This window comes from Cohnella algarum, from assembly GCF_016937515.1.
Lineage (GTDB): Bacteria > Bacillota > Bacilli > Paenibacillales > Paenibacillaceae > Cohnella > Cohnella algarum.
The window spans coordinates 3,261,341-3,274,550 of record NZ_JAFHKM010000002.1 but is presented as its reverse complement, the minus strand read 5'-3'; the positions used below and the strand labels follow the sequence as shown (position 1 = coordinate 3,274,550).

At 59.7% G+C, this 13,210-nt stretch carries 13 protein-coding genes; 1 reads left to right on the top strand and 12 read right to left on the bottom strand.

Features of this window, described 5'->3' with window-relative positions:
- Nucleotides 1-59 precede the first annotated feature (59 nt).
- From JW799_RS14595 to JW799_RS14575, 5 genes are read right to left on the bottom strand one after another with little or no spacing between them, the layout of a single operon-like run.
- Nucleotides 60-386, bottom strand: coding sequence for a DMT family transporter (locus JW799_RS14595; RefSeq protein ID WP_205430432.1), 327 nt, complete (start codon nucleotides 384-386; stop codon nucleotides 60-62).
- Nucleotides 387-400: 14 nt separating this feature from the next.
- Entirely contained in the window at nucleotides 401-1,243 is an 843-nt protein-coding gene (locus tag JW799_RS14590; RefSeq protein WP_080834800.1) for an HAD family hydrolase, read from the bottom strand.
- A 10-nt stretch (nucleotides 1,244-1,253) separates the two neighbouring features.
- Nucleotides 1,254-2,618, bottom strand: coding sequence for an ABC transporter substrate-binding protein (locus JW799_RS14585; RefSeq protein ID WP_205430429.1), 1,365 nt, complete (start codon nucleotides 2,616-2,618; stop codon nucleotides 1,254-1,256).
- Between the two features lie 49 nt (nucleotides 2,619-2,667).
- Complete coding sequence (locus JW799_RS14580; protein WP_205430427.1) at nucleotides 2,668-3,510, bottom strand: carbohydrate ABC transporter permease; 843 nt, start codon at nucleotides 3,508-3,510, stop codon at nucleotides 2,668-2,670.
- 16 nt (nucleotides 3,511-3,526) lie between these two features.
- Nucleotides 3,527-4,408, bottom strand: a complete 882-nt coding sequence (locus JW799_RS14575; RefSeq protein ID WP_080834806.1) for a carbohydrate ABC transporter permease — start codon at nucleotides 4,406-4,408, stop codon at nucleotides 3,527-3,529.
- A 213-nt stretch (nucleotides 4,409-4,621) separates the two neighbouring features.
- Here JW799_RS14575 and JW799_RS14570 point away from each other — a divergent pair, with 213 nt between their 5' ends.
- Nucleotides 4,622-5,188, top strand: coding sequence for a GbsR/MarR family transcriptional regulator (locus JW799_RS14570; protein WP_080835539.1), 567 nt, complete (start codon nucleotides 4,622-4,624; stop codon nucleotides 5,186-5,188).
- A 113-nt stretch (nucleotides 5,189-5,301) separates the two neighbouring features.
- Here the strand turns inward: JW799_RS14570 and JW799_RS14565 are convergent, their stop codons facing one another.
- The 7 genes from JW799_RS14565 to JW799_RS14540 are packed head-to-tail and all read right to left on the bottom strand — an operon-like array spanning nucleotide 5,302 to nucleotide 13,182.
- A complete protein-coding gene (locus tag JW799_RS14565) occupies nucleotides 5,302-6,273 on the bottom strand; it encodes a sugar-binding transcriptional regulator (RefSeq protein ID WP_080834808.1) in 972 nt (323 codons plus the stop codon).
- A 24-nt stretch (nucleotides 6,274-6,297) separates the two neighbouring features.
- Nucleotides 6,298-6,921 (bottom strand): histidine phosphatase family protein, encoded by a 624-nt coding sequence (locus JW799_RS14560; RefSeq protein WP_205430425.1) that lies wholly within the window; start codon nucleotides 6,919-6,921, stop codon nucleotides 6,298-6,300.
- Entirely contained in the window at nucleotides 6,918-8,393 is a 1,476-nt protein-coding gene (locus JW799_RS14555) for an FGGY-family carbohydrate kinase (RefSeq protein ID WP_080834812.1), read from the bottom strand. Before JW799_RS14555 ends, JW799_RS14560 begins: the two co-directional genes overlap by 4 nt.
- A gap of 2 nt (nucleotides 8,394-8,395) precedes the next feature.
- Nucleotides 8,396-9,361, bottom strand: coding sequence for an NAD(P)-dependent oxidoreductase (locus JW799_RS14550; RefSeq protein ID WP_080834814.1), 966 nt, complete (start codon nucleotides 9,359-9,361; stop codon nucleotides 8,396-8,398).
- Entirely contained in the window at nucleotides 9,358-9,720 is a 363-nt protein-coding gene (locus tag JW799_RS28730) for a hypothetical protein (protein WP_240353291.1), read from the bottom strand. Before JW799_RS28730 ends, JW799_RS14550 begins: the two co-directional genes overlap by 4 nt.
- Entirely contained in the window at nucleotides 9,674-10,216 is a 543-nt protein-coding gene (locus JW799_RS28725; protein ID WP_240353290.1) for a glycerophosphodiester phosphodiesterase, read from the bottom strand. The genes JW799_RS28730 and JW799_RS28725 overlap by 47 nt, the downstream gene beginning before the upstream one ends.
- Nucleotides 10,217-10,221: 5 nt before the next feature.
- Nucleotides 10,222-13,182: a family 78 glycoside hydrolase catalytic domain gene (locus JW799_RS14540; protein WP_080834818.1), complete on the bottom strand. Its 2,961-nt coding sequence runs from the start codon at nucleotides 13,180-13,182 to the stop codon at nucleotides 10,222-10,224.
- Between the last annotated feature and the right edge of the window lie 28 nt (nucleotides 13,183-13,210).

The window sequence follows — 13,210 nt, the reverse complement described above, 5'->3', positions numbered from 1 at the left end:
CCGGGTTCTCGAAGCCGTGAACGATCGCGATTTTCCGGAGTCACCGTGCGGCGACCGTTCTAGTGCCCTTTGCCGCCGCTCATGTTCAGTCCGATGACGCCGACGACGATGACCGCGATCCAGATCACCGAAGCCATCGGCAGCCGTTCCTTGAACCAGAAATGCCCCGCCAGCGCGATCAGGACGATGCCGACCCCCGACCAGACGGCATAGGCGGTGCCGACATCGATATAGCGAAGCGCGAAATTCAAGCAGGTGAAGCTCGCCCCGTAAAGGCCGAACATCATGAGCGACGGCATAAGCCTCGTAAAGCTTTCCGATAACTTCATGGAGATCGTGCCGGACAGCTCCAGCACGATCGCCAGACTCAAAAACAGCCAACCCATCGCATTACCGCCTTTCATCCCTCGTCCGGCTCCGGCTCCGGCTGCACGGAAAGTTCGCCGTAGGACGCGACGACCGCGTCGGCATCGGCCAAGCGCGTCGCCGGGACCGTTCCGGCAGCGGCCGAATGCGACTCCGCGGTGCCAGCCGCGATGCCGGCGGCCCCGGCAGCGATGCCGATGGCCGCGGCGGCGCCTGCCGCTTTGGCCATGCGCATGTCGCCGTTCGTGTCGCCGATGACGACTGCCCGCGCAGGATCGACGGACAGGCGGCGGCAAGCCAGCTCCGCCATGTCGGGAAACGGCTTGCCACGCCGCACGAGATCCGTGCCGACGCAAGCGCCGAACAGCGGCCGCACCCCGAGCCACTCGAGGTGCCGTTCGGCCTCGGCCGTTTCGTCCGCGGTCACGACGGCGAGCTTGAATCCCGCGCTCCGGCACCGCTCCAGAAACGAAACCGCCCCCGGCAGCGGCCGCACCCTCCGGTCGAGCCGAAGCCGCTCGTCCGCCAGCTGCCTGCCCTGCTGCGCGGCCGTCTTCGCCTCGGCCCAAGACAGCCCCGAGCGGTAGCCGTGCCACGCCAGGATCGAGAGCAGCTCGTCGATCGTTCCCATCGCGAGCGGCCCGTTCCGGTCGTAACCGGATACCTCGCCGTCCGGGCCGGAGCGCGTCCCCCACAGCGCGGACATGTCCGCGCCGATCGGCGGCAGTCCCCGCTCCTTCAAAAAAGCGGAGAACGAAGCGAGCAAACACTCGCTCCAGTTCCCCCAAGTGTACATAAAGTCCAGCAGCGTGCCGTCTTTATCGAACAATATCGCGTCCGCCCGATAAGCGGTCCCCGCCGCGATCAATAACGGCATCGGGATTCACCTACTTGTTCAGCCTGTCCAGCTCGCGCTGGGCCGTTTCCTTCGCTTCCTTGAGCGCTTCCGCCGCCGGCGTATTGCCGATTTGCACTTTGTCCGCCGCGATCTTCAGCGCGTCCGAGATCTTCCCGCCGGTCGGATCCTGGAACGGCTTCGACGCGTGGGTGGCTTGCAGGAGCGGAACCTTGATTTGCGGGTTCGTTTCGCTGAATTCGACGAACGCGGGATCGTCCAGCGCGGATTGCCTCACGGCGATGTATCCGGTGTTCATCGACCAGAAGGCGGTGTTTTCCGCGCTCATGAAGAAGTCGAACCACTTGATGGCGGCCTGCTGCTGCTCGGGGCTCGCTTTGGCCGGGATGCCCGCCATGATGGCCTCCGCCACCGGCTTGCCTGCGCCTGCGCCCTCCCAGCCGGGCTGCTCCATCGCGGCGACGATGTTGAAATCGAGATCGCCCTGGTCGCCGCTCGATCCGGTGTAGCCGGCCGCTTGGCCTTTCATGACGTCGTCGATCGTTTTGTACCAATACTCCCAGCCTTGGCCGCCCGAATGAATCCGCATGATCTGATCGTCATGAATCCACTTGCGGAACAGCTCCCACGTCTCCACCCATTCCGGCGAGTCGATCAGCACCGTTTTGCCGTCCTCGCTCAGGATGCTGCCGCCTTTGCTCAAGACGGCATCGATCATATTGCCGGCGCCCCACATCGGCTCCCAGCCGTAGAACGTCGTTTTGCCGCCTTCCTTGACGGTCATCGTCGCGGCCGCTTCGGCGAGCTTTTCCCACGTGGTCAGCTCCTCGGCCTTGATGCCGTGCTTCTCGAACGCGTCCTTGCGGTAATACATCACCTGCGTCGTGCCATACATCGGCAGGAAATACTGCTTGCCGTCCACCTGTCCTTGCTCGAGGAACGTCGGAATGACGTCGTCCTTGTCGAAGTCGGGCAGCGACGCCAGCAGGTCGTCAAGCGGGGCGTAATAGCCTTTCCGGGCCCAGTCTACATTCGAGGACAGCACGGCCGCCGGAACGCTGCCGGCGGCGATTGCCGCCTGCAGCTTTTGCTCCGTTTCCGAGTAATCCGCCTGCACGACCGGCTTGACGATCACTTCCTGCTGCGAGGCGTTGAACTTGTCGATCAGCGTCTTCATATTTTCGCCCAGCTTGCCGCCGAGCCCGTACCAGAATTCGATCGTGACGGGCTCCTGCGCCGCCGAGGATGCCGGGGCGGAAGACGCGGCGGATTCGGACGGAGAAGCGTTTGACGCGCCTGCGTTTGTTTCGTTTCCGGAGCTTGCGCCGCAAGCGGCGAGCAGCATCGATGCGGCGAGTGCAAGCGAAGCTGCCGCGGTTTTTTTCCTTTTCAACATGGTAGGTTCCCTCCACTTTTCTTTTAAACTCCGAAGTGCGTTGTTTCCCTTATCCCTTGCTGGCTCCCGCGGACAGGTTGACGCTGCGGATGATCGTTTTTTGCGTCAGCAGGAACAGAAGCAGCAACGGCGCGATCGTAAACGCGCTGGCGGCCATAATGAGCGGCCACTTGAGCCCGTAAGCACCCCCTTCCACGAAAAAGCTGCGCAGGCCGGCCGACACGAGCTGCAAATCCGGATTTTTCGTGATGAGCATCGGCCAGAAATAGTTGTTGTATTGCTCGATAAAGGTAATGAGGGCAAGCACGGCGAACGACGCGCGGGTCAGCGGAAGGACGATCGTCCACAAAATGCGGAAGTGGGATGCGCCGTCGATTTGTCCGGCTTCGACCATTTCATGGGACACCTGAAGAAAAGCCTGCCGGATCAAAAAGATCGAGAACACGCTCACGCAGTTGGACAAAATCAGCCCGGCGTACGAATCGAGCAGGCCCAGCCGGCTCAGGACGAGATATCCCGGCAAATAGACCGCGGTGGCGGGAACCATGTACCCGACCAGCACGATCGCCGTAAACGTCCCCTTCAAACGGAATTTCATATGGGTCAGGGCGTAGGCCATCATGGCGGAATTCACGATTTGAATCGCGACGATCGCGGAGGCGACGAAGATGCTGTTCGCCATGTAGCGGGCGAAGGGCGCGGCGGCCCAGGCGTCGCCGAAATTGCTCCAGAGCGGGTCCTGCGGCCATAGCGTAGGCGGAAATTGCCAAATCTCGTCGTTCGTTTTCAGCGCGCTGGATGCCATCCAATAGAACGGGAATGCCATAAGCAGCGCGGCCGCGGCCAGCGCCAGATGCCGGACGGCTTGTCCGAGTCGTTTCCAGGCTTGCATGTCGTCTCTCCTTCGCTTAGGAGTAATGGACGGTGCGGCGACCAGCCCAAAAGGAAAGAATGGACAGGGCGACGCAGCCGAAAATGAGCGTCATGGCGACGGACGAGGCTTCGCCGATCCGGAACGAATCGAAAGCCGATTGGTAGTAAAGGTAGAGCAGCGTGCGGGTCGTGCCGGCCGGTCCGCCCTGCGTCAGCACGTTGATTTGATCGTAAGCCTGCAGCGCCTGGATCGTCTGGACGACGAAGAGGAAAAACGTCGTCGGCGAAATGAGCGGAAGCGTCACGTGCCGGAATTTGCCCCAAGCCCCCGCTCCGTCCAGTTCGGCTGCCTCCAGCAAGTCCGAAGGCACCTGGCGAATCGCGACCAGATAAAAAATCATGCACCAGCCGGCCGCTTTCCAGACGGTAACGAGCAGGACGCCGACGAGCGCCCAGGCCGGGTCTTCCAGCCAACGGACGCCATCCAGCCCGAACGACCGCAAGATGCTGTTGGCGAGTCCGACTTCGGGCTCGTAAATCCACGACCAGACGATCGAGACGGCCACCATCGGCGTCACCCAGGGAGAGAACATCAGCAGCCGGTACACCGCCCCGCCCTTGAGCTTGTTTCCGAGCAGGACGGCCAGCAGAAGACCGAAGGCCATAATGGGCAGCACGCTGCCGGCGCAAAACAGAAAGGTGACCTTCAGCGACTGGTAGAAATTCGGGTCCTGCCACAAATAACGATAATTGTCCAGGCCGACGAACGTTTTTTCGGGACTCATGAAGTCCCATTCCATGAAACTGAGATAAATGACGTAGGCCAGCGGAAACAGCCAGAACATCGTCAGCGGGATCATCGCCGGCAGCGTGAACGACAGCGCCTTGAGATCTCCGATCAGCCGGGAACGCTTCATAGTTCCTCCTTTTTATCCATTCAATATTTTTTTAATTTTTGCTATAATTGAGGTTGCAAATGAGGATTCGGCCTCTCTGTTCAATAATTATTGTACGTTCATTCGGAATGAGAATGGTTAATGCTGCGTGAAGCGAAGATCAAGTTCATGTAAAATTTTCAGCGAAATTCAGATTTGCGGAGGATCATCGTGAAGAAGGCCACTTCCGGAAAAATGAAAGAGCCCGCTACGCGCCGCGAGGAGCTCAGATTCAAAGTCATCGACGCCATCGCGCAAACGATGGACTTGTACGGCGCAAACTACTCGTTCGGCCAGTTGTACGGAATTATGTTTTTCGAGGATCGGCCGATGACGCTGGAAGAAATGCAGGAACGGATGAACATGAGCAAAAGCAACATGAGCTATGCGGTCCGTTCGCTGCTCGGCTCCCAAATGGTCGTCAAACTGAAGGAGAAGGACGAGCGGAAGGATTTGTACCGGGCGGAAACGGATTTTTTTCAAACGTTCCGCAATTTTTTCGCGGCCAAGCTGCAGCGGGAAATCGACATCATGCGCGAGGCCGTCGAAGCTTCCGTCCCGGAGCTGTCGGAAGCGATTCTGGATCTCGGCACGCCGGAGGAGGAGCGCAAGCTGTGTCTCGAGGATTTGCACAAGCTGAGGCATGCCGCCCAGTATTACGACTGGCTGCAAAGCTTCGTCGACAACCTGAAGGCGGGCGTATTTTTCGAGAATGGAGAGCCGGGAAGGCCGGGAGAACCATCGGAATCGGAGAAGCTGTAACGCGGGCACATTCGCGGCTGCGGGTTGTTTGAGCGGCAAGCATTCATGCAAAAAAAGGGCTTTCCGGCGTCGCAGACGGCAACGAGGAAAGTCCCTTTTCTCTAAATTTATAATCAGGCGTTTCGAATGGCCGGCAGCAAATGTTTCGCGGTTTCTTCCGTCGTGATCAAAATGCCGATCAGACCCCCGAGCAGCGCTCCCCGAATCGCTTGAACTTTCTGCAACCCGTGCGCGATGCCGATTCGGAGCTCGATGTTCAGAAAATCTTCGGGCGTAATTCCGATGACGCGCTCGCTCAGGCGTTCGTAGGCCGAAAAAACGCCGTTCCGATCGAAAAAATGAAACGCAATGTCGCCGGCCAGGCCGGAGGACATCAGTTCGGGATGCAAGTCCGCCGCCAAATTCGCGGAAATAATGGTGGCGTCAGATCCGATATGGCCGATGCCGACGATCGCGGCGTTTACGCGCTTCGTCTCCTCCATAATTTCCCGAACGCTGGGGTCGTCCAGAAATCGGACTTTGCTCTCCATCGCCGAGACGATCGCCGGAGCCGGCAGGAGCAGCGCTTTGCCGTGAAGCGCCCGAGACCACTGCTGGACGACGGAAGTCGCCGGAACCAGCTCCTCCTTGGCCCCCAATCCTCCCGACAACTGAATCAGCTTGAGGTCAGGACGGGCGTCGCAGCTGTGCATATGAGTGCCGACCGCATACAGCGTTCGCCCCCATCCGAGTCCGACCGAACCGCGATCGGGCAGAACGGAGTTCAAATAGGAGCTTGCCAGCGCTTCGAACGAAAAGCCCGCCCGCTCGTCCGAACGCAGGACGACGCAATCTTTCAGCCCCGCAGCTCCGACAAGTTCGGATTCCAGCGACTCGCAGCGCCAGCTTTCGAAATCCGAAGAAATCCGGAATTGAACGACCCCTTGGTCCCTCGCCTCCTGTAAAAAACGCGCGACGGACGATCGCCCCACATTGAGCTGCTCGGATATTTCCTGCTGGTTGTAGCCCAAAATGTAATACATCCGGGCTACCCGTTCCAGAAAGCTTCTTTTGGAAAGCTGGCCTTTTCTAGGCGTTCCTTGCATGGCATTCCCTCTGATCTCTCGAATTTAGATCGTTCCAACCGGCTCCGGCTTGCCGTTAAACAACAAAAGCTTGCAGGTTCCTTCCGCGGAAGCCTCGACCGCGCAGACGCCCGTATTGTGCAAAACCAGCGTCCGATAGGCACGCAGCGGCATGTTCAGAACGGAGGCCAAAAAAATCCGAATGGCCGTGCTGTGGCTCACGACGGCCACGTTCGCATGCGGATGCCTGACGCACAGCTCGCGAACGCACGCTCCGTAGCGCCGAACGACTTGCGAAGCCGTTTCGCCCGTTCCGCCCGCCCGCGCATCGTCCGGGCGGACAAACCATTTTCGCCAATCCTCCGGATAATTATGTTCGATTTGCGATTGGACTAATCCTTCCCACATGCCGAAATCGATCTCGGAAAATCCCGACTCCCGCCTGATTTCCAGTCCCGTTTTTCGAGCGACGAAAGCCGCGGTGTCGACGGCTCTTTTCAAAGGGGAGGCGTACAAAGCATCCAAATTTTTCGTCTCCAGCCAGCAAGCGAGCGCTTCTCCTTGCCGCTTCCCTTCCTCGGACAATTCCACGTCCGAACGGCCGCAGAAGCGGTTGTTGGCCCGGTTCCATTCCGTTTCACCGTGCCGAATCAAATACAGCCTCGTCAATTCTTTCCCTCCTCCCAATCTTTCATATAACCTCTGGCTTCGAGTTGTTCGACAAACGCCGCGTACAGCTGCTCGTAACGTTCTCGCAGCGAAGCCGATTCGGGCTCGTAACGCGCTTCCGGGACAAGCATGCGCTCCCCGGCCTCCGTCAAGTTCGCGAAATACGTTTTGGAAGCGGCCAGGATGGCCGCCCCCGCCGCCCCGGACGCATGCTTCATTTTGACGATCGGAACGCCCGCAACATGGCTGCGAATCCGAAGCCATGTTGCGCTGTTGCTCGCTCCGCCGGCCGTGTAAATCCGGCTTGCCCTTTCGCCCGATAACCGCTCGATCAGCGAGTAGGACAGCCTCTCGATATACGCCGTGCCTTCCATTCTCGCCGCAAATGTTTGCGAAGGCGTCAGTCCTGCGGGCTCGAAGCCTCTGGCGCCGGGGGCGACGAACGGGAAGCGCTCCCCGGTCTGCTTGAGCGGATACGCCGCCCACGGCGTCGGGATTAGCCCCGCCGCAGCCCGATTGAACCGATCCAGCTCTTCGTCCGAGTAGTCCAAGGCGACCCAATCCGCCCCCGTATTGCTCGCCCCGCCGGGCATCCAGTAGCCTTCGGGATGCTTGTGATTGTAAATCCGGTGCTGCCGGTCCGCCACCGGAGACTTCGTGACCCCTTTTAAGACCAACGTCGTGCCGATGGTCGTATTCCAATCCCCCGGCTTGATCGCCCCCGAAGAAATTTGCGACGCGCAGCTGTCGGTTACCCCTGTCGTCACATGAGCCGAAACCGGCAGCCCGGTCAATTCGGATGCCTGGAGCGAAACGCGGCCTACGATCGTGCCGGTCGGTGCCACCTTCGGCAGCGCATGCTCCGGAATGCCCAACCCGCGACTGATGTAGTCCGGCCATTTTTCCTGTTCCAGCAAATATCCTGTTTTGAAACCGTTCGTATGATCCGTAACGCCCCAGGCTCCGCTGAGGCGTCCGACGATGAAATCCGCCGCGTGCGCCCACAGCTGCACTTTCTCCGCAAGATGGGGATTCGTCCGCTGAAACCATACGATTTTCGGCAAACCGTAAGAACTGGTAAACCTCGCGCCGGCTTCGCCCGACTGCCCGGCAATCCGGCTGCACCATTCGGCCGCTTCGGCGGACCGGGTATCGCCGTACATCAAGGCGGGATGAAGCGGCGCAAATCCTTTGCCGAGCGGGATGACCGTTCCGGAAGTGGAAGAAACGGTTATGCCGTGAATCCGAACCGGATCGCTTCGCTTCCGAATGTCCGCCGCGACCTTTCTCAAGCACAGGACCGCCGCCTGCCACCATAGTTCGGGATTCTGTTCCCGCCGCATCAGCTCGGCGTCTTGCTTGGCGAACGGATACGATTGGCCGGAACACAATTCGCCGTTTTCCAGAAGCGCCGCCGCCCTTACCCCTTGCGTGCCGATATCGATTCCCACAAAAGCAAGCTTCGTCCGCAAGGCTATTCTCCTTTAACCGCTTCGGGCTGCAATTTCCGTTGATGCAAGGCTTTCAGCAAGATTTGCGCGTGGTATTTGTCGACCTCCAACGTATTTCCCGCAATATGGGGCGTCGCCGATACGTTCGGCAGTTCGATGAGCTCGTAATCTCTTTCGTCGGGCGGCTCGGAATAAAAAACGTCGACGACGGCGCCGCCGATCTTCCGCTCCTTCAGCGCCTCATACAGCGCGTCTCTATCGACGACGGCCGCCCGCGCGCTGTTGACGAACAGCGCGTCCGGCTTCATCAGGCCGAAAAGCCGGCGGTCGATCATGCCGATCGTATCGCTTGTCACAGGCAGATGAATCGAGACGATATCGCTCGTCTCGAACAGCTTCTCGAGTTCGACCGCCGAATAATCCGGATCGGGCGATGCCTGCAAGAACGGATCGTAATATTGGATGCGGCAGGAAAAATGCTTCAGGATTCCGGCTATTTTTTGCCCGACGCCGCCGAAGCCGACGAGCCCGACCGTTTTTCCGCACAGCTCCGAGCCTCGGAATTGCAGGTAGGATTCTTGGCTGGAGGTTGTCCAGTTCCGTTCCAGAAGCCAGGATTTGCTTTGCCGGAATTTACGCAGCATGGCAATTAGCTCCCCGATGACGTATTCGGCAACCGCCTGGGCATTGCGGGCCGGCGTGGTGTAGACCGAAATTCCCCGTTCGGCGGCGGCGGCAACGTCCACATTGGACGGGGTGCCGCGGCATACCCCTATAAATTCAAGCTTCACTTCGTCCAGCACTCGGGCGTTGACCGGATCATGCTCGACGATCAACGCGTTCGCCTGCGACGCCTTCAGCAGGTCGACCAGCTGTTCGGGCGTATGTTCGCGGCCGTTCGCCTTCCACGGCCGGTATACGACGTCTCCGAACGTTTCGAGTTGTTTCAAGTCCGGTTCCGAGAACGGCGCCGTCACTAAAATTTTCATGTTCCATCAGCCTTTCCAAGCAAGTCGTCAAATCGGTACGTTCGGTCCCACGCGCGAACCCCGTCCAGAAATCGGGACGGCTCGTCGGTCGCAAACCAGCGAATGCCGAGATCCAGCAAATTGCGGATCGAGAGTTTGTCGAAGGCGAACGGCAGCACTTCCAGATCGACCCCGCAGCGGGAAGCTTCCCGGAGGGCATACGCCAGAAAATCCGGCTCGAGCTCGTAGCGCCATTCCTCGTCCCGCTCCGGCTTCTCGTTCAGATGAAGCTGCACCTGATCGAGACCGTCGAACGATGTCTTCAGCGCCTGCTCAAATTTCAGTCGGATTTGCTCCCCGTTTCCTCCGATCCACAACATGCTTCGCACGCCGTCGGCGATTCGTTTCCCGGCAATTTTCCTGGCGGTGATGGGTGAAAATAAGTTGCCCGTTCACCCCGTATCGGTCGATCAGCCGCCCTAAATGAACAAGGTTCGCATCCTTGAGGTCCAAATACATCATTCGCTCCGGATGACCCCGCATCTCCGAAAAGGCTTCTTCAAGCGCCGGAATCTTCTCTCCCCGGAATTTCGCGTCAAACTTGATTCCCGCATCCCAGGCGCGGGTTTCTTCAAAGGTCAACGCCGAAATCGGCTTATCCTTCGATTCTGCAGGCGCGGTCGTCGTTCTGGACGCCGTTTCGTCATGCAGGCAGACGATCACTCCGTCCTTGGTCGTGCGGATGTCCGCCTCCGGGATGCCGCCCAGCTTCCATGCATAGCGATTTGCCGCCATCGTATTGTCCGGGGCTTCGTGCGCTCCGCCGCCCCGGTGAGCCTGCCAGCAGATGCCGGTCGGCCGTGCTTGTGTCGTCATCGAGGTCACCCCATCGGAATTGTTTCGATACTCCCCTCGTATCCGTCTGGCAAACGCGCTTCGATCTCAATACCCGCCGGCGCCCAAATGCGCAGCTTTAACGTACGCTCGCCCTCGAGCCGCCACGAGACGTCGATACGCCCCTCGTCAGGCAGCGGAACGCTGCCGCGAGCCCAGGTCAAACCGGACGGGCGCGGTTCCACGACGACCTTTTTCCATCCGGGAGCGGCGCTTCTGACTCCGAGCACATAGGCTCCCAAAAAATACCCGGGAGCGGCAGACCAGGCGTGGCAGTGGCTGCGCGTCAGGTTTTTCGGATCGATGCTTCCGTCTTTCCCGGCTTTCGGATACATTTCCCAGCAGGCCGTCGCCCCGTATTCGACCATGAGCCCGTAATGCTTCCGAATGTCCGAAACGAGATGCTCAACCTCCCCGATCGCCGCCAGCGCTTCGTAATAAAAGAATGACATAAACGGGCTTCCGATCGGAACGAACCGTTCGGGAGGCTCGACCATATAGGAGGCAAGCTTCGATCGCCGCTCTCCCGACGCAATGCCGCAGAGGAGCGCGACAACCTGCGTCTGCATGCTGTAAATATCCGATACCCGGCCGTCCCGGTGTATGCAGTCGCAATAAGCGTTGTGCCGTTCGGACCAAAGATGGCGGTTGATCGCCTCCTTCAGCGCTCCCGCCCGCTCGCGGAAGATCCGGGCTTCGTCCCCGGCTTCCGCGAGCGACGCAAGCTCGGATGCCGCCAGCAGCGCTTTGACCAGAAACATATTTTGATGCGACACGATCCCGTCCCGCGGCTGGTCGATCGGCGCCCAGTCCAGGAAGTTCCATCCCTGCATGTTCAGCAAGCCTTTTTCGTCCAACAGCTCCGAATAATGCGTCAGCGTATGGCGGACATGAGGCCAGACGTTCCGGACGAATTCGCGGTCGTTCGTGCGCTCGTAAAACTCCAGGCACCCGATCGCCCAGAAGAACGTCCAGTTCGGAATGACGCTGTTCATCCCGCTGGGCACTTGATCGGCAAAAAGCGGCGTCTGAACGCCGGAACCGGGCACGAGGTTCATGCAGCGCTTGATTAAATCCTCGCTTCCGAACAGGTAGTAGGCGATCAGAGCCTCGTTCCGGCTGTCGCCCACCCAGAACGTTTGCTCGAACGACGGGCAATCGACGAACGTATCTTCCATACACAGCTTGGTCGTATGCCGGCTGATGTTCCAGATTTCGTTAAGTAGGGCGTCGGAGCTTTGGAACCGGCCGATCTCGGAGACCGGATAGTGGCTTAATTTCAGATGGAAATCGTAGACGCGAACGGGACGGGTCGCCTGCCGAACGGTAAGCGCGATGTAGCGGAAGCCTCTGCGCACCGGCGAGACGTATTTCTGGCGTCCGTCCCGGCAAACGTAGCGCAGCGAGTTTTCCAGGTAGTGCATATGCTGAATCCAGCCGTCCCGCATATATTCGAAGCCGTACAGATCGATGACGGTTCCTTCCCCCGCATCGAGTTCAAAGGACAGGTAGCCCGTAACTTCGCGGCCGAAATCGACGATGACCTCCGTGTCGTTTCCGCCGTATACGGGAATTTCTGCCGAACCGACGCCGGACGCGAGCGCCTGCTGAAGCGCTGCCGGCACGGAGCGGGCAGTCGACCGCTTGGGCCACGAGGCGAGCGAGATGATGGATTCGGAGCCGACCAGCCCGGTCGGAACCGGCCGAAGCGCCTCGCCCAGGCCGTTTAATTCATCGCTCGTTCGAGCGCGCCCGATTCGATCGTATCGGTCGTACAGTTCCCGTTCCTCGTCGTTAGCCGCGGCTTCCCGTTCGCGTTTGGCACAACGCATCGCAGCCGCGTGCTTCGCCTGCGAAGCTTCGTCGTAGCGGTGGTCGATGTACTCGTACAAATGAAACGGACCGACCGAAACGAACGGCGAGAACCCATCGCCGGCCGACGCCGGGCTCGACAGCTCAAACGGCTTGTCGCAGTCGATGCCGAGGAAGACTCCCCTGCCGTGATCGTGTCCGGCCAGCTCGATCATCAGCAAATTATCGCCCGCCTCCAGCTCCGCCGTTAGCCGGCCGGATGCAAAGCGCTCATACGGGTGCCGTACTCCGTTCAGAATGAGGCTTTGCACGTTCGGCGAACGATACGTCAGTCCGAACGTCGCTTGCGCCGCTTCCTCCGTTTGCACAATGGCAGCCAAGTATCCCGCGTATCCGTAGGCGTTGGCGTTATCCCGGCTTTCTGCTGCCATTTGGGCGCGGGCATCGATGATACTCGTCCAGGCGATCGGCCGAACTTCGTTCAGCGCCTCGATCCTGGACGGATATTGTTCCGTCTCCGTCAAAAACGGAATGTCGCGCGGAACAAGCCGCTCCCAGGGCGCGCATCCCGCCTGGCCGACGATAGCCGCTCGCTCCCAATCCGAATCTGCATATTCGGATACCGTCCACCGGTCGTCCCACAGCCTTGCGTCGATCCGCTCCGAGAACGCTTGCTGAAACGACATCCGCGGAGCTCTCGGATCCTGCCCCCTATGCCGCGCCGTCTTCCAGCTTTCGTCCGTGGCGAACGGAACGGCGACGCACGCGCCGGCTTCCAGCAAATTCAGCTGCGCCAGCAGTCCTCCCCGTCCGCGAATATAATAGTAGTTTGATATGCCGAAATGCATGACGAGCAGCGCAACCGTATTTTTCCGTCCCTTTCGAAGCAAATGCCCAACGTCGTAGGCGTCGTACGATTGCTCGAACGGCCAGCAGCGAACCGGCCCCCGGCCGACCTGCTCCCCGTTGACGTGCAGCACGTACCGGGAATCCGCCGTAACGAACAAACGCGCCTCGTCCCACCCGCCGGCGGGCACCTCGAATTCCTTGCGGAAGCACCGCCATTCGTTTCGCGGACTTTCTTCCCCGGCGCTCCAGATCCATTTGGCCGCCCAATCGTCTATTCTCCCTTGCATGTCCGCCACCTCGAGTCGAATGAAATTG

Excerpts from the sequence above, each read along its gene's own strand:
- JW799_RS14595 (WP_205430432.1), bottom strand. The coding sequence starts at position 386 with ATGGGTTGGCTGTTTTTGAGTCTGGCGATCGTGCTGGAGCTGTCCGGC.
- JW799_RS14590 (WP_080834800.1), bottom strand. The coding sequence starts at position 1,243 with ATGCCGTTATTGATCGCGGCGGGGACCGCTTATCGGGCGGACGCGATA.
- JW799_RS14585 (WP_205430429.1), bottom strand. The coding sequence starts at position 2,618 with ATGTTGAAAAGGAAAAAAACCGCGGCAGCTTCGCTTGCACTCGCCGCA.
- JW799_RS14580 (WP_205430427.1), bottom strand. The coding sequence starts at position 3,510 with ATGCAAGCCTGGAAACGACTCGGACAAGCCGTCCGGCATCTGGCGCTG.
- JW799_RS14575 (WP_080834806.1), bottom strand. The coding sequence starts at position 4,408 with ATGAAGCGTTCCCGGCTGATCGGAGATCTCAAGGCGCTGTCGTTCACG.
- JW799_RS14570 (WP_080835539.1), top strand. The coding sequence starts at position 4,622 with ATGAAAGAGCCCGCTACGCGCCGCGAGGAGCTCAGATTCAAAGTCATC.
- JW799_RS14565 (WP_080834808.1), bottom strand. The coding sequence starts at position 6,273 with ATGCAAGGAACGCCTAGAAAAGGCCAGCTTTCCAAAAGAAGCTTTCTG.
- JW799_RS14550 (WP_080834814.1), bottom strand. The coding sequence starts at position 9,361 with ATGAAAATTTTAGTGACGGCGCCGTTCTCGGAACCGGACTTGAAACAA.
- JW799_RS28730 (WP_240353291.1), bottom strand. The coding sequence starts at position 9,720 with ATGTTGTGGATCGGAGGAAACGGGGAGCAAATCCGACTGAAATTTGAG.
- JW799_RS28725 (WP_240353290.1), bottom strand. The coding sequence starts at position 10,216 with ATGACGACACAAGCACGGCCGACCGGCATCTGCTGGCAGGCTCACCGG.
- JW799_RS14540 (WP_080834818.1), bottom strand. The coding sequence starts at position 13,182 with ATGCAAGGGAGAATAGACGATTGGGCGGCCAAATGGATCTGGAGCGCC.